A 19,561-nucleotide genomic window follows, 5' to 3' on the forward strand; every position below is an offset into this window, starting at 1 on the left:
CCGACGTCACTATCGCATTCGCGGGCAAGTCGCAGCGGCGAACCGCCACTCCTACAGGAATCATGTGCAAGACCTCAGTAATCCACCCGCCCGGTATGGCTGTTGAGCGAAATCACCCGGGTCTTGCCGATCCGATGCCTGAAGATCTCGCGCAGGTACTTCACCGCTTTCTTCACGCATTCGCGCGACAGGCGGATGTCGTTGATCGAGACGAAGCGGCTCTTGTCGTTGATCAGCTCACGGTACTTCTTCTCGTACATCGGTTTGATCGCATACCAGTTGGTATCGAGGATCTTCGCCGGGTTCTCGAATTCGTTGAGCAGGTCGTCGATACGGTCTTCATCGAAATGCTCGCTGGTGATGAACTCCAGGATGGCGTTGTCCAGCGTGTCGTCGAAACGGTAGGGCGCGCGTGCGAAGCAGCGCTTGATGAAGGCCACGATCAGCGTCAGGAAGTCGTCCGACAGGCAGGGGCTCTTGGCGATCAGAGTGGTCAGCGACAGGTTGGCCGAGGCACCGATCACCAGCGCGTAGCGCTTGAGCGTGGTGTTGGGGAACAGGCTGTTGAGGTGGGTCTTGAGCCGGTTCAGGTCCATGTACGACAGCTTGTAGTCCTTGGGCAGCGATACGATCGATACCACCGACGAGCAGTTCTTGAAGAAATGCAGGTCGTGCAGGGCCGCTGCGTCGAAGCCCGAGGCCTGGTACTGCTCCAGTGCCGCGCGATAGCGACGCGACTCGATGGGCAGCAGGCTGATGCCCTCGATGGCCTGGGTCTGCTTGTTGAAGTGGGGCAGGTCGATGGAGCGCAAGAACAGGTCGTCGATGTCCAGGCGCGGCGATTCGCGTTCGAACACCTTGAACTTGTCCGAGCCCTGCGCGGGCGCCTCCGGCACTACCGATTCGGCATAGGCGATGGCGACCGGGCCCGCGAGGCTCATGAACAGGTCGTTGGCATCCAGGCGGATGGTTTCGCCAATGTCGATGCCGGCACGGCGGAAGTAGTTCTGGTCGTAGTCGGTGGTTACGGCCTGGGCGGTGAGGATGTTGAAAATCTGCTGAGAGATGTACTGGTTGGCATGCTTCTCCATGGCATTGACGTCGATGTTCTGGATCGTGCCGTCATCGCTCTCTTCGGCATAGCGCATGATGTCGTTGGAGATCAGCATCATTGCGTTCCAGGGGCGGATGCGCCCCATCACGCTGGCCTCGCTGCTGTCTTCGTTGTCGAAGTTGTACGAGAAGTCCCATTCTTCGGACAAATACTTGCACAGCAGGCGCCCGGCATTGATGTGCAAGGCTTCGGACATTTCGCTGCGGTGGTCGGAGGCATTGGGCAGTACGCAGATGCCGCTGGTGAAGATCGGCTCGAACACGAACGAATGCCCGCCCTTGCCGTCGTTCTCGTCGGCCGGCTTGGTGTCGAAGGTCTTGTTCATGTACGAGTACTGCTGGGCCAGGCCGAACTCCGAGGCCATCCCTGAGCCGGTACCGCCGCCGGCGCTGAAGATGTAGAAGTACAGGCGCGATTGGTTGGCCTTGATGCCGCAGGAATCGATCAGGTAGGAGTGGATGAGTTTCCAGTCGGCGCTCGAGAAGCGCTGGGTATCCTTGTTGAGGATGATCTTGGCCAGGTACTGGCCGAGGATCGGCGCATTGCCGGCGCCACCGGCGTGCACCTCGGACAGGTCCATGATCTTCATCTTGCTGTAGTCGCGCAGGAAGCCCCCGCGCTCACCCTTGCGCGAAAAGCGGATGCGTCCGGCGATGTCCTTGTCCAGGTCGCCGAGCATCACCAAGGGCTCGACCAGAAATACCGGCTTGGCGCCCTTGTTCTGCACCAGGCGCAGGTTCTGTCGGATCCAGCGTGCAGGGCTGTAGCCGCCTTCGCTTCTGTTGCGGTCTTCGTTGTTGAATTCGTTGAGGAAGAAGGTACGTGCGTTGTACACCAGTTCCGCCACGTCAAGGGCAATGTTCGAACCGCAGCGCCCCAGGCCGATCAGGCATACCGAAGGGAACTGCTGGTCCAGACGCAATTGGCTTTCGTCTTCCGCGTGCAGGCCCTGCGGGAACACCAGGTCACGCAGGCCGTCGAGGTTGTCGAGGATGCGTTGGATATCGTTCTCGGTGAAGTACAGATATTGCGCGGGGACGTTGCGGGTGGCCTGGCCGCCACCGAGGGTCAGCGAGGTGATGCTGGTCGAGGGCTCGGGCACTGCATTGGCAGAAGTATTATTGGAGGTCATAGTGCGCCATTTGCCTGGAGTGGTGGACGGTCGGAAGATATGTCATCTGGCCATTACGTAAATCCGGCGACTGTAGCAGTGCGCCTTTTGCCCATGCGATAGGGGTTTACCCTATGGTCGATAGGGGTTTTACGCTGGCACCTGCACTGCATCGCCCGAGAGCCACGCTTCTTTAATCCTTGCCTGGAGTCATTCATGAGTACTGCATTGCCTTCCCTGGGGTTTGCCGGCATCGGTCTGATGGGGCTGCCGATGTGCCGTCGCCTGCTGGCTGCCGGCTATCCGCTGACCGTGTGGAACCGTAGCCCGCAGAAGTGCGCCGAATTGGTCGCCGCCGGGGCACGTCTGGCCGAGAGCCCGGCAGCGTTGTGCCGTGACACTGAGATCGTGCTGCTGTGCCTGGCCGACACGGGCGTAGTACGTGAGGTGGTGTTCGGCGAGCAAGGCATCGCCCAGGGCGGTCGCAGTGGCCAGTTACTGGTGGATTTCTCCAGCCTTGAGCCAACCGCCACCCGCGAGATGGCCGCGGAACTTGCGGCGCTGTGCGGCATGGCCTGGCTGGACGCACCAGTGTCCGGCGGTACGCCAGGCGCCGAGGCGGGAACCCTGGCGATCATGGTGGGTGGTGACGCTGCAGACCTGGCGCGCGTACGCCCGGTGTTGCTGACCCTCGGCCAGCGCGTGACGCACATGGGGGCGGTTGGCGCCGGCCAGGTGACCAAGGCCTGCAACCAGATGATCGTTGCTTGTAATGCCCTGGTGATTGCCGAAGTGGTGGCCTTGGCCGAACGTTCAGGGGTGGATGCCAGCCTGATCGCCGAAGCACTCTCCGGCGGGTTCGCCGACTCTCGGCCGCTGCAGATCCTCGCGCCGCAGATGGCGCAAAGCTGCTACACCCCGGTCAAATGGCATGTACGCACCTTGCTCAAGGACCTCGACACTGCGGTGAAGTTTTCCCGCGAGCAGGGTTCGGCAACGCCGATCAGTGGCCTCGCCGCGCAACTGATGCGCCTGCACGGCAGCCAGGGGCATCTGCAAAACGATCCGGCGACCCTTGTAGAGCTGTTCCGCGCTCGGGAATGAAGTCGCTGTCCAGATTGTCGAGGCGTTCCAGCACTGGCTGCAGGTCGGTCAGCGGGACCGGACGGCTGAGCAGGTAGCCCTGAAGGAAATCGCAGCCTTGGGCGGCGAGAAACGCGCGTTGTTCGTCGGTCTCCACGCCCTCGGTGACGACCTGCAGGTGCAGGGTATGGGCCATGATGATGATGGCCTGGACGATCTCTCGGTCTTGCTGGCTGCCCGGCACATCCTGGATGAACGAACGGTCGATCTTCAGCACGTCCAGGGGAAGGCGCTTGAGGTAGGCCAGCGATGAATAGCCGGTGCCGAAGTCGTCGATCGACAGGGCCACGCCCTGGGCGCGAATGCGTTTCAGCAGGTTGATGGTGCGGTGGATATCGCCCATCAAGGCGTTTTCGGTGACTTCCAGTTCCAGTTGGCGAGCCGCCACACCGGCCTGGAACAAGGCCATCTCCACCTCGCTGGCCAGTTCCTCGCGCCCCAGCGTCACCGCGGAGCAGTTCACCGTGACCTTGAGATGTCCGTAGCCAAGGCGGTTGAGTTCGGCGAGGTCTTCGCAGGCGCGGCGCAGTACCCACAGGTCGAGTTCGGCGATCAGGCCATTGGCTTCGGCAATTCCGATGAAGCGGTCGGGGCTGAGCAGGCCATGCTGCGGGTGCTGCCAGCGTACCAGGGCTTCCAGCTTGGCGACCCGTGTGCTGTGCAGGTCGAAGATCGGCTGGTAATGCACGCGCAGTCCGCGCTCTTCGAGCAGCGCCACGCGCAGTTCCTCTTCCAGTTGCAACTCCAGCGTGGCGCGGGTCTTCAGGCTGCTGTTGAAGAAATTCAGGTTGTTGCGCCCGCCGCCCTTGGACTGGTACAGCGCCAGGTCGGCATTCTTCAGCAACTCCTCAACGCTGCGCCCGTCGTCGGGAAAGATGCTGATGCCGATGCTGGTGGTCATGACCATGCGTCGCCCGCCCAGGTCGATCGGCTCCTTCATGCGTTGCATGATGCGTTGCGCCAGGTGGCGGGCCTCGTCGCGGTTGTGCAGGCTGGTGACGATGCAGAACTCATCGCCGCCAAAGCGTGCCACCACATCCTGGGAGCGGGTCGCCGCCTTGATGTGCCCGGCGATCACCTTGAGCAGTTCGTCGCCGGCAGCGTGCCCGAGGCTGTCGTTGATGCGTTTGAAGTGGTCGATGTCGAGGAACATCACGGCCAGCATGCCTTCGCTCGCGGTCTGCTCGGCCAGGCGTTCGGCAAAGACCTGGTTGAAGCCGCGGCGATTGACCAGGTTGGTCAGGGCATCGTAGTGGGCGGCCTGTTGCAGCGAAGCCCGGGCCTGATCGAGCTGGCTCAGCAGTATGTTGACCCGACGCAGATCATGTTCCTTGCTTTGCAGTTTCTTGTCGGCCAGGGCCGCGCTGATGCTGCTGCCACTGATCAGCAGGGTGATGAACGCGATGGTCAGCCCCAGCTGCAGGCTGTTGTTGGCTGAGGGCAGTTGCAGGGGCATGTTGTCTGGGATCACCAGCGACAGTGCAGCCATGCCGGTGAAATGGGTAAGGACGATGCCCGCCGCCATCATCAGGCTGGCGCCGTATTTCATCACCAGGTGCAGGGTCCCGCTGCCACTGCGAAAATGCCGGGCCATCAGCAGCGCCACCAGGCTGGTGACAGTGGCGATGCCCAACGAGGTGAGCAGCAGTGGGGTCTGGTAGTACTGCAGGGCGCTGGTCTGCAGCGCGGCCATGCCGACGTAATGCATCACGGTAATGCCGAGGCCGATCGCCAGTGCGGCCTGCAGGTAATGACGCCACTGCATCACCGTGCGATCCAGGCTGTTCATCGCCAACCACGCGGCGAGCAGGGCGATGATCAGCGAGAGGGCGGTCAGCGGCATGTCGTAATGCACTTCAAGTGGCGCCTGGAACGCCAGCAGGCTGATGAAGTGCATGGCCCAGATACCGCTGGCCAGGCAGCAGGCACCGAGGATCCGCCATTGGCGACGGGCGTTGCGTTGCTCGCTGTGACTCTGCCGTTCGGCCATGTCCAGGGTGGCGAAGCATGCAGCGCAGGCCACCAGGTAGGCGAGCATGACCAGGAAAGGGTTATGACGGCAGTCGAGGATGATTTGTCCGTTCGCCGGAAGCTCGGCGAACAATTGAAGTCCCAGCCACTCCATTGCCTGTCTCTTCGTCGAGTTTGCACTCGTCTCCTAAAAGCGTGGTGGAGACCGTTGAAACCCGAGTATAGGAAAGGGAAACTAGGCCTTCCTGATTAATGGCAATTTGATCTCTACCATTTGGGCATGGAGTCGATAGCGGAAGGTTATAAAAAGGGTGGGGCGACCTGGATTCTGATGTCGTCTCTTTCGCGGGCAAGCCCGCTCCTGCAGGTGCAGGAGCAGGCGAGCGAAAGGGGCCGCAGTTCTATCAGCCGGCCACCAGCACGCGAATCGCTTCCAGACGCAGTGCGGCCTTGTCGAGCATTGCCAGGCCTTCTTCGCGCTGCTTGCGCAGGGCGTCGATCTCGCTGTCACGCACGCTCGGGTTGACGGCCTTGAGCGCCGTCAGGCGCGCCAGCTCTTCGTCGGCTTCAGCCGCCAGGCGGCGCTGCGCCTCTGCGACACGCTCGTCGTGCACTGGCAGTACCTTCGCCTCGCCAGCGGCGATGCGCTTGGCCAATACATCGCGCTGGGCCTGGATGAACTTGTTGGCGCTGGCCTTGGGCACGCTCTCGAGCTGGTCGTTGAGGGTTTCGAAGGCAACCCGCGGCGCCAGGTCGTTGCCGTTGGTATCGAGCAGGCAGCGCAAGGCGGCCGATGGCAGGTAGCGACCCAGTTGCAGGCTGCGTGGCGCCACCACTTCGCTGACATAGAGCAGTTCGAGCAGCACGGTGCCAGGCTTGAGCGCCTTGTTCTTGATCAGCGCCACCGCGGTGTTGCCCATCGAACCGGACAGCACCAGGTCCATGCCGCCCTGGACCATCGGGTGCTCCCAGGTCAGGAACTGCATGTCCTCTCGCGACAGGGCCTGGCCACGGTCGTAGGTGATGGTCACGCCTTCGTCGTCGCCCAGCGGGAAGCTGGCGTCGAGCATTTTCTCGCTGGGCTTGAGCACCAGCGCGTTTTCCGAATGGTCTTCGCTGTCGATGCCGAAGGCGTCGAACAGGGTTTCCATATAGATAGGCAGGGCGAACTGGTCGTCTTGCTCGAGAATCGCCTCGACCAGTGCCTCGCCTTCGCCAGCGCCGCCGGAGTTGAGCTCCAGCAGACGGTCACGGCCGCTGTGCAGCTCGGCCTCCAGGCGCTCGCGCTCGCCGCGGGCCTCGGCAACCAGGGCGCTCCAGGCCGCCTTGTCGCCGCCGACCAGTTGCGCCAGCAGGCGTGGGCCGAACTGGTGCTGCAGGGCGTTACCGGTCGGGCAGGTGTTGAGGAAGGCATTCAGGCCTTCGTGGTACCACTGGAACAGGCGCTCTTGCGGGCTGTCCTGCAGGTACGGGATGTGCAGCTGGATCGTGTGTTTCTGACCGATCCGGTCGAGACGGCCGATGCGTTGCTCGAGCAGGTCCGGGTGCGCCGGCAGGTCGAACATCACCAGGTGGTGGGCGAACTGGAAGTTGCGGCCTTCACTGCCGATCTCCGAGCAGATCAGCACCTGCGCGCCAAATTCTTCGTCGGCGAAATAAGCAGCGGCGCGGTCACGCTCGAGGATGCTCATGCCCTCATGGAAAACCGTGGCGGGGATGCCGGAGCGCACGCGCAGAGCGTCTTCCAGGTCCATGGCGGTTTCGGCGTGGGCGCAGATCACCAGCACCTTGGTGCGCTTGAGCATCTTCAGGGTGTCGATCAGCCAGTCGACCCGTGGGTCGAAGCGCCACCAGCGTTCGTCGTCGCTGACTTCGCCCTGGGCCTGGAAGGCCACTTCCGGGTACAGCTCGGCACGCTCGCCGGCAGGCAGCGCGCTGTACGGCTCGGGGTTGGCGAGCGGGTAGGGGTGCAGTTGGCGCTCGGGGAAGCCCTGGATCGCGGCGCGGGTGTTGCGGAACAGCACGCGGCCGGTGCCATGGCGGTCGAGCAATTCGCGGATCAGGCGTGCGCTGGCCTGGCTGTCACCATCGCTGACTGCGGCCAGCAGGGCTTCGCCCTCGGCGCCGAGGAAATTGTGAATGGTGGCGTGCGCCTTGGGCGACAGGCGGCCTTCATCGAGCAGTTCCTGCACGGCTTCGGCTACCGGGCGATAGTGCTCGCTCTCGGCGCGGAACGCGGCCAGGTCGTGGAAACGGTTGGGGTCGAGCAGGCGCAGGCGGGCGAAATGGCTGTCCTGGCCGAGCTGCTCGGGGGTGGCAGTGAGCAGCAGCACGCCAGCAATGACCTGGGCCAGTTGCTCGACCAGCGCGTATTCGGCGCTGGCCTGTTCCTCGTGCCAGACCAGGTGGTGGGCTTCGTCGACCACCATCAGGTCCCAGCCGGCGGCGAACAGTGCGTCCTGGGCCTTTTCATCGTCGACCAGCCATTCCAGCGCCACCAGCGCCAGTTGGGCATCTTCGAACGGGTTGCTGGCATCGCTCTCGATGAAGCGTTCGGCGTCGAACAGTGCCACCTGCAGGTTGAAGCGCCGGCGCATTTCCACCAGCCACTGGTGCTGAAGGTTTTCCGGGACCAGGATCAGCACACGGCTGGCACGGCCCGTCAGCAGTTGGCGGTGGATGACCAGGCCCGCCTCGATGGTCTTGCCCAGGCCCACTTCGTCGGCCAGCAATACCCGCGGGGCGATACGGTCGGCGACTTCACGGGCAATGTGCAACTGGTGGGCGATCGGCTGGGCGCGGCAGCCGCCCAGGCCCCAGAGCGTGGAGAGCATCTGCTTGCTGCTGTGCTGCAGCGTGTTGTAGCGCAGCGAGAACCACGACAGCGGGTCGATCTGCCCGGCGAACAGACGGTCGCTGGCCAGACGGAACTGGATGAAGTTCGACAGTTGCGTCTCAGGCAGGGTACGCGCCTCGTTCTGCCCGTCCAGGCCATGGTAGACCAGCAGGCCGTCGACATCCTCGACCTCGCGCACGGTCAGCTTCCAGCCATCGAAGTGAGTGATCTGGTCTCCCGGCGAGAAGCGCACGCGGGTCAGCGGCGCGTTGCGTAGCGAGTACTGGCGGGTATCGCCAGTGGCCGGATAGAGCACGGTCAGCAGGCGGCCATCCTGCGCCAGGATGGTTCCCAGGCCGAGCTCGGCTTCGCTGTCGCTGATCCAGCGTTGCCCCGGTTGATACTGCTGCGCCATACTGCCTGAACTCCCGCGATGAAAAAGCGCACTATCTTAACGGATAGGCCCGGCGGACCAAAGCGTTCAGCCACTTCATCGACGAATACCCTTTAGTCAACGAGGGCCTCGCGCCAACATGCCTGTCACGCACCGCTGGTTGAACCTCTCCCTGGCCGTGGGCAGCGTGGCGCTCCTCGCGGCCTGTGACCAGAAGAAGTTCGAGATCCTCGCGCCGATCCCGGTCGAGCAACTGGAAGTCCTGGGCGTGCAGACACCGCTCAAGAGCGTGCATTTCCACGACCGCGAGGGCGAAGGCCTGCTGGTGCTCAGCCGTGTCGACGGCCAGGCGACCGATGCCGAGAGCGAACAGGAAGTCGACAAGGTCGTGCTCAAGGCCACGCTCTATGGGCGTGCGAGCGAAAGCGAGGCGTTCAAGCCACGCTGGCAGATCGACCAGGAAACGACCTGTCCCGGGCTGGACCTGGATGTCGATTTCTATACCGATGTCAGCGACGTCACCGACCTGAACAAGGATGGTGTCGCCGAAGTCACCGTGGCCAGCCACGCCTTCTGCGGCGGCGGCATCGACCCGCACGACATCAGCATCGAAATGCGCGAAGGCCAGGCGATCTACAGCATCAGTGGTCAGTCGCAGATCAGCCCGGCGGGCGAGGAGCCCATCGGCGGCGAGCGCGAGGACAGTGCGTCGCTCAAGAGTGCGCCGCAGGTGCTGCGCGAGCACATGGACGCGGTCTGGCAGCAGGTCTACAAGAGGCCCTGGAGCGAGACCAGCCAGCCCGCGGACGACGATCCCGACGACGAAGGCGAGTGATCGCGGTCTATACTTTGCAAACGGTATTGTGACCAGCCGCACAAACCCTTGCCCATGTGCTCAAGGCGCACCGTGACTGGCCGACACAGTGGCTACAGGAGAACCGACTCATGCTGCCGCCGATCATCCCGCTCAGTGCCGTGCCCGTGACCTCGCAACAAGACCCCGTCAAGCAGACCCCCAATATTCCTCCGGTGGTTCCGGCCCAGCCTGCCTCCAGTGATGGCACCATCGACCTCAAGCAGCAGCGCGACCCGCAGGATGAGGCCTATCGGCTGCGCGAAGAGCAGCGCCGCCAGCAGCAACGTCGTCAGCAACGCCGACAGGACGAGCAGGAAGAGCTCTACAGCGCCATGCCTGGCGATGAACTCAATGCCGACAACACCGTGCCGGTGGCGCCGCTGGGTGAGCGGCCGCGCCAGGGGCTGCTGGTGGACATCGAAGTCTGAGGCGGGGCTGTTCAGCGTCGCCATCAGGCTTCATCATGGGCGCATCCGCTGTCAGTCGAGCCCGCCCATGAGCCAAGACAACCTGATCGACTTCGGCGCCGAGCGCGCCAAACGTATCCACGACATCAAGGACAAGCGCCTGGATGAAATGCGCCAGGCCTTCGAGCAGGCCATGCCGTTGGCGAAAAGCAAGAAGAAGAAAAGCAAAAGCAAGCCCAAGAAACGCTGAAAACTGATGCAGGTCAAACCTGCGCCCCCTCTTGTGCCCGGTCCCGGGCCCTATTGACCCTGGTCAATTTCTCCTCCCCGCATATTCGTTACCTTGCACACATCGGACAACGGCAACGAATCGGGAGGCCGACATGTTCTTCGACAACGTGGTGATCGCCGGTGTGGTGACAGTCGGGTTGATGTTGACGTTCTTTGCCGGTCTGGGACTTTTCATCTGGAAGGATGCGAACAAGCGCAAATCGCGCTGATTCTTCCGGGTATACGAGCACGCAAGGCATTTAGGGCGACTTCGGTCGCCTATTTTTTTGCCTTTTTAAAAGATGATTAGCTAGCTAATTAGTTGATTGCATTTTATTCTTCCATCCGTTGTCTATCTTTCTACTCAATATCCCCCCGCAAGGTCCGCTTCGTGCCCATCACCCTCCAGGCCCTGTTCGCACCCACCAGCCCTGCTCTGAAGTTCGCCATCAAGACCCTGCTGGGCGGTGGACTGGCGCTGTGGCTGGCGCTGCGCTGGGGGTTGGAGCAACCCGCCTGGGCCTTGATGACTGCGTTCATCGTCGCCCAGCCGCTGTCGGGCATGGTGGTGCAGAAGGGCCTGGCGCGACTGGCCGGCACCTTGGTCGGTACGTTCATGTCGGTGGTGTTCATTGGCCTGTTCGCCCAGACCCCGTGGTTGTTCCTGCTGACCCTGGCCTTGTGGCTGGCCCTCTGTACCGCCGCTTCAACCCAATTGCGCAGTGCCTGGGCCTATGCCTTCGTGCTGGCCGGCTATACCGCAGCGATCATCGCGTTGCCGGCAATCGACCATCCCTTGCAGGTGTTCGACCAAGCGGTGGCGCGCTGCACCGAAATCTGCCTGGGCATCGTTTGCGCCACGGCCACCAGCGCGCTGATCTGGCCCATGCGCGTCGAGCAGCAACTCGGCGGCCAGGCGAGGCAGGCCTGGCAGAACGGCATGCAGACCGCCAGCGCCATGCTCGGCGGCGAAGACGAAGCGCGCCAGGGCTTGCTGGATATCCTTGGACGCATCGTCGCCATCGACGCTCAGCGTGAACATGCCTGGTTCGAAGGCAGTCGTGGTCGCCAGCGGGCCCGGGCGATCCGTGGCCTGAGCCAGAAGCTGATGGTGCTGCTGCGCATCTCGCGTTCGGTGCGTCGTCAGTGGCGTCAGCTTGACGAACATCAAGCGGCGCACCTGGCGCCTTGGCTCGAGGAGGTTCGGACCCAGTTGGCCAGCCCCGACCAACCCAGCCTTCTGTTGTTGCGCCAGCGCGTCTGGGACGCTGCTCACGATGAACAGATCAGCCCCGCCGAGCATTTCTGCCTGGCGCGCCTGGCCTTGCTGCTGGATTTCGCCATGGCCGCCACCCAGGCGTTGCTCGATGTGGAGCAGGGGCGAACGCCCAAGGATGTATCGCTGGGCCTGGCGGCGCATCGCGACTTGCCGCTGGCGCTGCTGTTCGGCTCGCGCAGTGCGTTGGCGTTTCTGGTCATGAGCAGTTTCTGGCTGGCCACGGCCTGGCCCTCGGCCCCCGGAGGCCTGGTGCTGACCTGCGTGGTCTGCAGCCTGTTCGCCAGCCGCGAGAACGGCGCACAGATCGGCTTGAGCTTTTTGCGTGGCATCTTGCTGGCGATTCCGGCGGCGTTTTTCGTCGGGCAGATCCTGTTGCCGCAATGGAGCAGTTTCGCCTTGCTGTGTCTGGGCATGGGCGTGCCGCTGTTCTTCGGTGCGCTGGGCATGGCCCATCCGCGCACGGGGCCGACGGCGACCTCGTACTGCCTGCATTTCATCGTGCTGGTGGCACCCCTCAACGCCATGCACTTCGACGTGGCCAGCATGCTCAACAGCGCCCAGGCCATGCTCATCGGTGTGGGGGCGGCGGTACTGGCGTTTCGCTTGGTCGTGCTGCGTAATCCGAAGTGGCTGGGGCGGCGCCTGAGGGCCGCCACCCAGAGCGACCTGGTTCGCCTGACCCATCGCGACCTGCGGGGTGCTGACAGTTGGTTCGGTGGACGCATGGCCGATCGCCTGATGCAGTTGGCCCGTCATGCCAGCGAGTTGCCCGAGGCCGAGCGCAAGCGTTGGGACGATGGCCTGCATGGCTTGGACATCGGTGACGAGCTGGTGCACCTGCGCATGTGCCTGGCGGTAGCCCAGGTGCCGCTGGCCGGTGCCGAGCGCCAGTATCTGCAGCAACTGGAGGCGGTTCTGGCCAGTGGCCCTGCGCCTGGGCGCGGCCAGCGTCTGGATGCCGCCAGCGAACAGTTCATCGAGGCCCTGCGCCGCCAGCCGCCGAGCGACCCGCTGCGCCTGGCCATCGGCGCGGTCCTGCAATTGCAGAAGAGCTGGGGCAAGTGGTGCCGTTGGCAGGAGGAAGTCCATGGGGTTGCGTGAGTGGGCGCTGGGCGGCGTATTGCTCAGCCCGTTTCTGATCTATGTGCTGATGGCGTTGGCGCTTACCGGCCTGTTGCGCCTGGTGGTGCAGGCGACGCCGCTAGGGCGCTGGATCTGGCATGAAGCGCTGTTCGATGCGGCGTTGTTCGTCTGTGTGCTGTCGTTGGTGGTACATCTGTTGGGACCTTTGTAAGGAGTCAGTCCATGCGTACAGCGGTACGTACCCTGGTCACCCTGTGCGTGGTGGCCATTGCCGTGTTTGCCGGGTATCACCTCTGGCAGTACTACATGCTCACCCCCTGGACCCGCGATGCGCGGGTGCGGGCCGATGTGGTGGTGATCGCCCCGGACGTGTCCGGCTGGGTGCGCGAACTGCGGGTACACGACAACCAGCCGGTGAAGGCCGGCGATGTGTTGATGACCATCGACCACGAGCGCTTCCAGGCCGCTTTCGACCAGGCCAGTGCCGTGGCTGAAACCCGCACCCAGCAGTTGCGCCTGCGTGAGCGCGAAGCGGCCCGACGCACGGCCCTGGGTCCGGAGGCGATCAGCGCCGAGCTGCGCGAGAACGCCCAGATCAACGCCGCAATCGCCCGTGGTGAACTGCACGAGGCGCAAGCGCAACTGCAAGTGGCGAAGATCAACCTGGCCCGCAGTGAAGTGCGCGCGCCGCGCAGCGGCCACATCACCAACCTGCGGCTGGCCCAGGGCAACTATGTCAATACCGGGCAATCGGTAATGGCGCTGGTGGACGAGTCGACCTTCTATATCCAGGCCTATTTCGAGGAAACCAAGCTGCCGCGCATACGTGTCGGCGATCCGGTGAAGGTCTGGTTGATGGGCGCAGGTGAGGCCATGCATGGGCATGTGGAGAGCATCAGCCGGGGCATCACCGACCGCAACTCGACGCCGGATGGACAGTTGTTGCCGGAGGTGGAACCGACCTTCAACTGGGTGAGGCTGGCGCAACGGATCCCGGTGCGAATCAGGCTGGACGAGATTCCTGCAGGGGTGAACCTCAGTGCCGGGATGACGGCGAGTGTGCAGGTGCGTGAGGATGAGGTGCAGCGCTGAACAAGCCCCCACAGGCACCCGGGTACCTGTGGGAGTGTTTGCCGATTAGGGTTGCTGGGCAGTGGCCGCCAGGACGATCTCGCGGATGCACACATACTGCGGCTGCTGGTACGCCCAGACGATCGCGCCGGCCACATCCTCGGCCTTGAGCACTACACCGCCCATGTCATTGGCTTTCCACGACTCGTAGTCGCGCTTGATGCCCTCGTCGGTGGTGTGGCCGAGCAGCTCGGTCTCGACCGCGCCCGGCGCGATGGTGACGACACGCACGTTGTGTGGCGCCAGCTCTTCGCGCAGGTTTTCCGACAGGCCATGCACGGCGAACTTGGTGCCGACGTAGGCGACATGGTTGGGGAAGGTCTTGCGCCCGGCGACGGAGCTGACGTTGATCAGGGTGCCGGCGCGACGCGCGACCATGCCGCTGGCCAGGGCATGCACGCCGTTTAGCAGGCCCTTGACGTTGATGTCGATCATCCGGTCCCACTGCTCGGGATCCTGCTCGTACACCTGGCCCAGCAGCATCACGCCGGCATTGTTCACCAGCGCGTCGGCCGGGCCGTACAAGGCTTCGGCTTCGTTCACGGCCGCGACCAGCGCAGCACGGTCGCGAATGTCCACGGCGCGGCACAGGCAGTTGGGCAAGGCCAATGCTTCGAGACGTTCCAGGCGACGAGCGATCAGCAGCAGCGGGTGGCCTGCGGCCGAAAATTGCTGAGCCGTGGCGGCGCCGATACCGGAGCTGGCGCCGGTGATGATGATCAGAGGTTTGTTCATGAGCGCCTCCTAGGCATAATCGTTCTCGATGGCCAGGATTGTAGGCGTCGATCCAGGCCATGAAAAACGGCTTATTCCTCTGGCTGGTATCGGTTCTATCTATGGATATTCGTCATCTCAAGGCGTTCATCGCCGTGTTCGAAGAACGCAACATCACCTTGGCCGCCCAGCGCCTGTGCGTGGCCCAGCCGACATTGTCGGTGACCATAAGGCAACTCGAAGACGACCTCGGCGTCAGTCTGTTCCTGCGCCAGGCCCGCGGGGTGGACGTCAGCGAGCAGGCGCGGGCGCTGTATCCCCAGGCGTGCCGCATGGTCGCGGAGGCCGAGGCGCTGCGCCTGCGCTTTCGCCAGGAGCAGGAGCGTGTCCCGCTCGCGCTGGGTATCGAGGCCGATATTGCTCCGGCCCAGATCGAAGCATGCGTGCGTCTTGCGGCTCAGGCCGTGCCCGGGCTGCAATTGACGTTGCTGGACGGTTGCGAGGGCGATGCGCGGCTGGCCGATGAAGCCGAGCGCTGTGAGGATGAGCTCTTCCTGGCGCTGTGGGAAGAGTCGTTTGTCCTGGTCATGGCCACCGGCAGCCAGGCCGACGGTCGCTGGATCACCTGCCCGCAGCACCCTTCGCACCAGCGCCTGATGGGGCTGTATGGCGAGGGTGAGCAGGTGGCACAGGCCGGATCGTTGCAACTGGCGTTGGCGCTGGTCGCCGCCGGAATGGGCGCGGCCTGGTTGCCACAGTCGCTGGTCGAACGCCACCCGGGGGTCTACTGGCAACCAGGGCCCGGCCCGGCGCTGCGGCGTCGGGTCGGGTTGTGCTACGCCGCCCAGGCTTTGGCCATTCCTGCCTTGGCCAGCTTGCAGCAGGTGCTGAGCGGCAGCAGCCTGGGTTAGAGGAGCATGCCGTCGGAGACTTCCAGGCGCTGCCCGGTTATCCAGCCATTACCGTCCTCAAGCAGCAGAGCGATGGCTGCGCCGATATCGTCGGGCAGGCCGGCGCTGCCCAGGGCAGTATTGCTGGCCACGAAGGCGTTGACCTGCGGATTGTCACGTATGGTGCCACCAAAATCGGTCTCGATGGCGCCCGGCTGCCGCGCTAGACACCCAACTCCTTGGCCTGGTAGCGGGTGAGCACCTCCATGTCGGCGGGCCCGGGCCATGCCAGTGACGATGCTGTACCTGCGCCAGCGGCATGTTCCGCGCCGCGTACAGGCGTTCATGGGATGGATGGAGGCGCTGTTGACCGATCAGCTCGATCCGGCGGTATCCGGCGCTCGCTGAAAAACCTTGGCGAAGGCGGCGCAGGTTGCGTTAGTCTGCGCAACAAACGATCTGCGCGTTGCCCGACAGAGGCAACCGTTCCCGCCCGGCGTGCGTTCCTTCCGATTTCATTGCGAGGTAGCGTCATGGCCATTACATCCCAGGATATCTGCACAGCTGCCGAGCAGCTCAACGGCTTCGTCGGTTTTCATGGCAAGCGTGGCACGCATATCGTGCGCTTTTCCGAGGACGCATTCGGTATGGATGTCGCGGATGCGACATTACACCCTGCAGCGAGTTCGTCTGGCGTCCCGAGTCGGGGCAGCGCATGGCGCTCTGCCGTGAGCGCCTGGCACTGTTGGTGCAGCAGCATGTGGACGATCGTCTGAACATTGGCGAGCCGCTGCGGATCTATCTGCGCCGCATCGACCTGCCGGAGATTGTCGCCGAGCGTAGCCTGCGGTTCAGTCGGGGTAGGCCAGCTTGAGAGGGCCAGCCTCGCTGCGAGCGACGTTGACCTGGTTGCGACCTTGATGCTTGGCGGTATAGAGCGCCTTGTCGGCGTCTTCAAGCCACTGCTCGGGCGTCTTCAGCCCAGGATGATAGGCCGAGAGGCCTATGCTCAGGCTGATGCGCAATTCCGGCAGTTGTGGGTTGCGATAGGCGCCGACCTGTTCACGCAGGCGCTCCATCGCAACACCGGCCTGGATCTGGTCGGTGGCAGGCAGGATCAGGCAGAACTCGTCACCGCCGTAGCGCCCGGCCAGGTCATCTTCGCGCAGGATGCGCTTGAGCTCATGGCTCAGTTGGCGCAGCACGCAATCACCGACCACGTGGCCGAAGGTGTCGTTGATGGTCTTGAAATGGTCGATATCGATCAGGGCGATGACGGCCGGTGCTTGCTGTTGCTGGCAGATCTGGAACCTCAGCAGCAGCAAGTCTTTCCATGAGCCGTGGTTGAGCAGCCCGGTGAGGCTGTCGGTGCGGCTCAGGGCGCTCAGTCGACGCTTGTGGTCGGCCAGCTTGATCGCCAACTGGTAGCAGACCCATCCGAGCGCCAGCGGGTAGAGCGTCAGCATTGGCAGGCAGGCATAGACCTGCAATGTCGTGGCTTGCAGTTGCAGGCCGGGGCCGAACAGCGCCATGGCCAGCAGCATGCCTGCCAGTTGCGCCAGCAACCCGCGCAGCACCAGGCGCTTGCCGCCTGCGGCGACGTTGTTCATGGTCATCATCGACAGGATGGTCACGGTCGGCAACGGATTGAAATGAATGGCCGCGGCCCAGAAGCCGCCGCTCAACGAATCGAGCAACAGGTTGCGCTGTTCGGCGCGGTAGGGCGCAGGGGAGCGGATCGCCCATTGATAAGCCAGGTGGGGCCAGGCCAGACCGTTGAGCAGCATCAGCAGCCACGCCCAGGTGGGCGGGTGCAGCGGGGCAAGTGCCGCCATGACGCTGAACAGGCCGATGCCCATGCCGATGGTGCGCGGCAGGTAGATGCGTCTGACGAATGAGAGCCCCTTGCCGCTTCTGTTGTCGATCATGTCTATCGTTCTTTTTCTGCAGAAGCCGTTTATCGCATAAGTTGCATGAATATTGTTGAACAATGATTCATGGCGGAAAAATGACCTTACAAGCCAATTCACGGTTGATCCGATCATTGTGAGGTAGCATCAAGCCTATCTTCCTCCTCGGAGTGCTCCTGCTGATGGCCCCCATGGCTTCCCTCGCCGGCGAGCCGGCACCTTACAGAGATGGGCGTTTCCACAATCAGGCCGAGCTGCCCAAGGATGGCGTGCTCAAGAAGTTGCGCATCGGTCTCAAGTACCTGCTGCTGCGCAAGCCTCCCGAAACACGACCTGCCACTCCCCCGAGCCTGCAGCCGATGACCCGCCAGCAGGTACTCGATGCTCCCGACCACAGTCTCTGGCGTCTGGGGCACTCCACTGTACTGCTGAAACTGCGTGGACATTTCTTTATTACAGACCCGGTGTTTGCCGATCGCGCCTCGCCGGTGCAATGGGCCGGCCCGCTGCGCTTCCACGCTTCGCCGCTGGCGATCGACCAGTTGCCGCCGCTGGCTGCAGTCATTCTGTCCCACGATCACTTCGATCATCTCGATGAGTCGGCCATACGTCAGTTGGCGCCAAGCACCGGCCAGTTTCTTGCGCCGCTGGGCGTGGGCGACCGTTTGGTCGAGTGGGGCGTGCCGAGCGACAAGGTGCGTCAACTGGATTGGTGGCAGGAAACCGAAGTCGCAGGCGTGCGTTTCGTCGCCACACCGGCGCAGCACTTTTCTGGGCGCGGCCTGTTCGACAGCAACAGCACCTTGTGGGCGTCGTGGGTGGTGATCGATGAAGGGCTGCGACTGTTCTTCAGTGGAGATACTGGATATTTCGAGGGCTTTCGTGAAATCGGCGAGCGCTTCGGACCCTTCGATCTGACATTGATGGAGACCGGCGCCTACAACCTGGCCTGGCCCAATGTGCATATGCAGCCTGAGCAGGGTCTGCAGGCACACCTCGATCTGCGCGGGCGCTGGATGTTGCCGATCCACAATGGAACCTTCGATCTGTCCCTGCACAGCTGGCAGGAGCCATTCGAGCGCATCGTCGCGCTCGCCGCGCAGGCCCAGGTTCCGTTGAGCACGCCACAGATGGGCGAGCGCGTCAGTCTCGATTCGCCCCATGCCGGGCAGAACTGGTGGCAGCCCAGGCCTTTGCGTCAGCGAGGCGACAGCACTGAGCGTGCAGTGGCGGTGCGCTGAGTATCAGCTTTCACGGCCCTTCTTTATTGGCGACTCTTGTTCATCATCCAGCAGCTTCGACGGCGGCTTGCCGCTGTCGCTGCGTACCTGGGCGTGGCTGATGAGGGCGAAGATGAAGCTGCCACCGATGATGTTGCCGGCCAGGGTCGGCAGGGCGAACTCCAGCCAGAAGCTGCGCCAGGTCTGCTCTCCGGCCCAGACCAGATAAGACACTTCTACCGAGCCGACGACGATATGGGTGAAGTCGCCCAGGGCCATCAAGTAGGTGATCATCAGGATGATCCAGATCTTGGCGTTCTCCATGGACGGGATCATCCAGACCATGGTCGCGATCATCCAGCCCGAGACGATGCCCTTGGCGAACATCTGGCTCGGATCGTTGTGCATCACCTTGCGCCCGATTTCGAGGAAGGCCACATCGGTCTTGCTGTCGAAGATCGGCAGCTCGAGCATCACCCAGGCCACCAGCAAGGTGCCGGCGAGATTGCCCACCAGCACCACGGTCCACAGGCGTAGCAGGCGACCGAGGTTGGCGAGCGTAGGGGAGGTCATTACCGGTAGCACGGCGGTCAGGGTGTTTTCGGTGAACAACTGCTGTCGAGCGAGAATCACGGCAAGAAAACCAGCGGCGTAGCCGAGGCTGGCGATCACCTGACTGCTGTCGTTGTCTGGCAGGCGTGCATAGAACAGCCCCATGGCCATCAGCGACAGGCCCATGGTCAGGCCGGCAGCCAGTGCCGACCACCACAGGGCCGCGAGGGTGCGCTCCAGTTCCTGATCGCCCTGGGCGCGGATGATCTCGTGCAGTACTGCCGCGCGGGGTGGCTGGTTATGGCTGACTTCCTGCTCTTCATCTGCCGACAGGCCTGGTGTTTTCTCGTTCTGCGCTTTGCTCATCGTGGTGCGCTCCAGGGGGTGTTTCTCTACAGATCGATTGCGCTCGGATTAGTTGCCAGTGAGCTCATGGAGGCGGATAAAAGTTTTTTTGGATCAAAGTGTTGACTGTGATTTCAAACCACGTATTATTCGCCTCCTCGCAGCGATGAACGCAGCGGGGCAGTCGGTAAGTCGTTGACGTTGAAGGCTTTTGAAAGAAAGCGGTTTGAAAAAACTTCAAAATAAACGCTTGACAGGCAATGAGGAAAGCGTAGAATGCGCGCCTCGGTTGAGACGAAAAGCTCTTAACCAAACGCTCTTTAACAAATTGAATC

18 protein-coding genes and 2 pseudogenes are annotated in these 19,561 nt (G+C 63.0%); 12 read left to right on the forward strand and 8 right to left on the reverse strand.

What is annotated here, in order from left to right; translation table 11 throughout:
- Nucleotides 1–74: 74 nt before the first annotated feature.
- The gene (locus AC2CGW_RS14540; RefSeq protein WP_186710869.1) at nucleotides 75–2,246 is read right to left on the reverse strand and encodes a hypothetical protein; all 2,172 of its coding nucleotides are present in this window, start codon (nucleotides 2,244–2,246) and stop codon (nucleotides 75–77) included.
- A gap of 195 nt (nucleotides 2,247–2,441) precedes the next feature.
- Here AC2CGW_RS14540 and AC2CGW_RS14545 point away from each other — a divergent pair, with 195 nt between their 5' ends.
- Nucleotides 2,442–3,329, forward strand: a complete 888-nt coding sequence (locus AC2CGW_RS14545; RefSeq protein WP_186710871.1) for an NAD(P)-dependent oxidoreductase — start codon at nucleotides 2,442–2,444, stop codon at nucleotides 3,327–3,329.
- Here AC2CGW_RS14545 and AC2CGW_RS14550 read toward each other — a convergent pair.
- Entirely contained in the window at nucleotides 3,229–5,493 is a 2,265-nt protein-coding gene (locus AC2CGW_RS14550) for a putative bifunctional diguanylate cyclase/phosphodiesterase (RefSeq protein ID WP_484574212.1), read from the reverse strand. The genes AC2CGW_RS14545 and AC2CGW_RS14550 overlap by 101 nt on opposite strands.
- A 250-nt stretch (nucleotides 5,494–5,743) precedes the next feature.
- Nucleotides 5,744–8,590 (reverse strand): RNA polymerase-associated protein RapA, encoded by a 2,847-nt coding sequence (gene rapA, locus AC2CGW_RS14555; protein WP_484574213.1) that lies wholly within the window; start codon nucleotides 8,588–8,590, stop codon nucleotides 5,744–5,746.
- A gap of 118 nt (nucleotides 8,591–8,708) precedes the next feature.
- Between rapA and AC2CGW_RS14560 the strand changes: the two genes are divergently transcribed.
- From AC2CGW_RS14560 to AC2CGW_RS14590, 7 genes are all read left to right on the forward strand, one after another.
- Nucleotides 8,709–9,404, forward strand: a complete 696-nt coding sequence (locus AC2CGW_RS14560; protein WP_186668441.1) for a M949_RS01915 family surface polysaccharide biosynthesis protein — start codon at nucleotides 8,709–8,711, stop codon at nucleotides 9,402–9,404.
- Between the two features lie 110 nt (nucleotides 9,405–9,514).
- The gene (locus AC2CGW_RS14565) at nucleotides 9,515–9,853 is read left to right on the forward strand and encodes an aspartate-semialdehyde dehydrogenase (protein WP_186668439.1); all 339 of its coding nucleotides are present in this window, start codon (nucleotides 9,515–9,517) and stop codon (nucleotides 9,851–9,853) included.
- A 67-nt stretch (nucleotides 9,854–9,920) separates the two neighbouring features.
- The gene (locus AC2CGW_RS14570; protein ID WP_186668437.1) at nucleotides 9,921–10,082 is read left to right on the forward strand and encodes a hypothetical protein; all 162 of its coding nucleotides are present in this window, start codon (nucleotides 9,921–9,923) and stop codon (nucleotides 10,080–10,082) included.
- Between the two features lie 133 nt (nucleotides 10,083–10,215).
- A complete protein-coding gene (ccoM, locus tag AC2CGW_RS14575) occupies nucleotides 10,216–10,332 on the forward strand; it encodes a cytochrome c oxidase subunit CcoM (protein ID WP_054891741.1) in 117 nt (38 codons plus the stop codon).
- A gap of 161 nt (nucleotides 10,333–10,493) precedes the next feature.
- Nucleotides 10,494–12,482, forward strand: a complete 1,989-nt coding sequence (locus AC2CGW_RS14580) for an FUSC family protein (protein ID WP_484574214.1) — start codon at nucleotides 10,494–10,496, stop codon at nucleotides 12,480–12,482.
- Nucleotides 12,469–12,675 carry a DUF1656 domain-containing protein gene (locus AC2CGW_RS14585; RefSeq protein WP_186668433.1) on the forward strand — a complete coding sequence of 69 codons (207 nt, stop codon included), beginning with the start codon at nucleotides 12,469–12,471 and terminating at the stop codon, nucleotides 12,673–12,675. Before AC2CGW_RS14580 ends, AC2CGW_RS14585 begins: the two co-directional genes overlap by 14 nt.
- Nucleotides 12,676–12,686: 11 nt before the next feature.
- Nucleotides 12,687–13,556, forward strand: coding sequence for an efflux RND transporter periplasmic adaptor subunit (locus AC2CGW_RS14590; RefSeq protein ID WP_186668431.1), 870 nt, complete (start codon nucleotides 12,687–12,689; stop codon nucleotides 13,554–13,556).
- Nucleotides 13,557–13,601: 45 nt separating this feature from the next.
- Here the strand turns inward: AC2CGW_RS14590 and AC2CGW_RS14595 are convergent, their stop codons facing one another.
- The gene (locus AC2CGW_RS14595; protein WP_484574215.1) at nucleotides 13,602–14,330 is read right to left on the reverse strand and encodes an SDR family oxidoreductase; all 729 of its coding nucleotides are present in this window, start codon (nucleotides 14,328–14,330) and stop codon (nucleotides 13,602–13,604) included.
- A 101-nt stretch (nucleotides 14,331–14,431) separates the two neighbouring features.
- Here AC2CGW_RS14595 and AC2CGW_RS14600 point away from each other — a divergent pair, with 101 nt between their 5' ends.
- Complete coding sequence (locus AC2CGW_RS14600; protein ID WP_484574216.1) at nucleotides 14,432–15,220, forward strand: LysR family transcriptional regulator; 789 nt, start codon at nucleotides 14,432–14,434, stop codon at nucleotides 15,218–15,220.
- On the opposite strand, the pseudogene AC2CGW_RS14605 reads toward AC2CGW_RS14600, so the two are convergent.
- Nucleotides 15,217–15,467 (reverse strand): annotated as a pseudogene (locus AC2CGW_RS14605) (SDR family oxidoreductase); the annotation flags it as partial. The gene AC2CGW_RS14600 and the pseudogene AC2CGW_RS14605 overlap by 4 nt on opposite strands.
- A gap of 17 nt (nucleotides 15,468–15,484) precedes the next feature.
- On the opposite strand from AC2CGW_RS14605, the gene AC2CGW_RS14610 reads away from it, so the two are divergent.
- Nucleotides 15,485–15,607, forward strand: coding sequence for a hypothetical protein (locus AC2CGW_RS14610; protein WP_346655303.1), 123 nt, complete (start codon nucleotides 15,485–15,487; stop codon nucleotides 15,605–15,607).
- Between the two features lie 125 nt (nucleotides 15,608–15,732).
- A pseudogene (locus tag AC2CGW_RS14615) lies at nucleotides 15,733–16,073 on the forward strand (DUF2025 family protein).
- Here AC2CGW_RS14615 and AC2CGW_RS14620 read toward each other — a convergent pair.
- On the reverse strand, nucleotides 16,051–17,127 hold the full coding sequence (locus AC2CGW_RS14620; RefSeq protein WP_186668423.1) for a diguanylate cyclase: 1,077 nt from the start codon (nucleotides 17,125–17,127) through the stop codon (nucleotides 16,051–16,053). The pseudogene AC2CGW_RS14615 and the gene AC2CGW_RS14620 sit on opposite strands and share 23 nt — an antisense overlap.
- Nucleotides 17,128–17,255: 128 nt before the next feature.
- Here AC2CGW_RS14620 and AC2CGW_RS14625 point away from each other — a divergent pair, with 128 nt between their 5' ends.
- Nucleotides 17,256–18,350: an MBL fold metallo-hydrolase gene (locus tag AC2CGW_RS14625; protein ID WP_484574221.1), complete on the forward strand. Its 1,095-nt coding sequence runs from the start codon at nucleotides 17,256–17,258 to the stop codon at nucleotides 18,348–18,350.
- Between the two features lie 3 nt (nucleotides 18,351–18,353).
- Here AC2CGW_RS14625 and AC2CGW_RS14630 read toward each other — a convergent pair whose 3' ends face one another.
- Complete coding sequence (locus AC2CGW_RS14630; protein ID WP_186710890.1) at nucleotides 18,354–19,247, reverse strand: formate/nitrite transporter family protein; 894 nt, start codon at nucleotides 19,245–19,247, stop codon at nucleotides 18,354–18,356.
- 64 nt (nucleotides 19,248–19,311) lie between these two features.
- Nucleotides 19,312–19,561 (reverse strand): hypothetical protein (locus AC2CGW_RS14635; protein ID WP_484574217.1); only part of this gene is annotated, 250 nt, incomplete at its 5' end.

This window comes from Pseudomonas sp. SYWMCR5 (genome assembly GCF_057197165.1).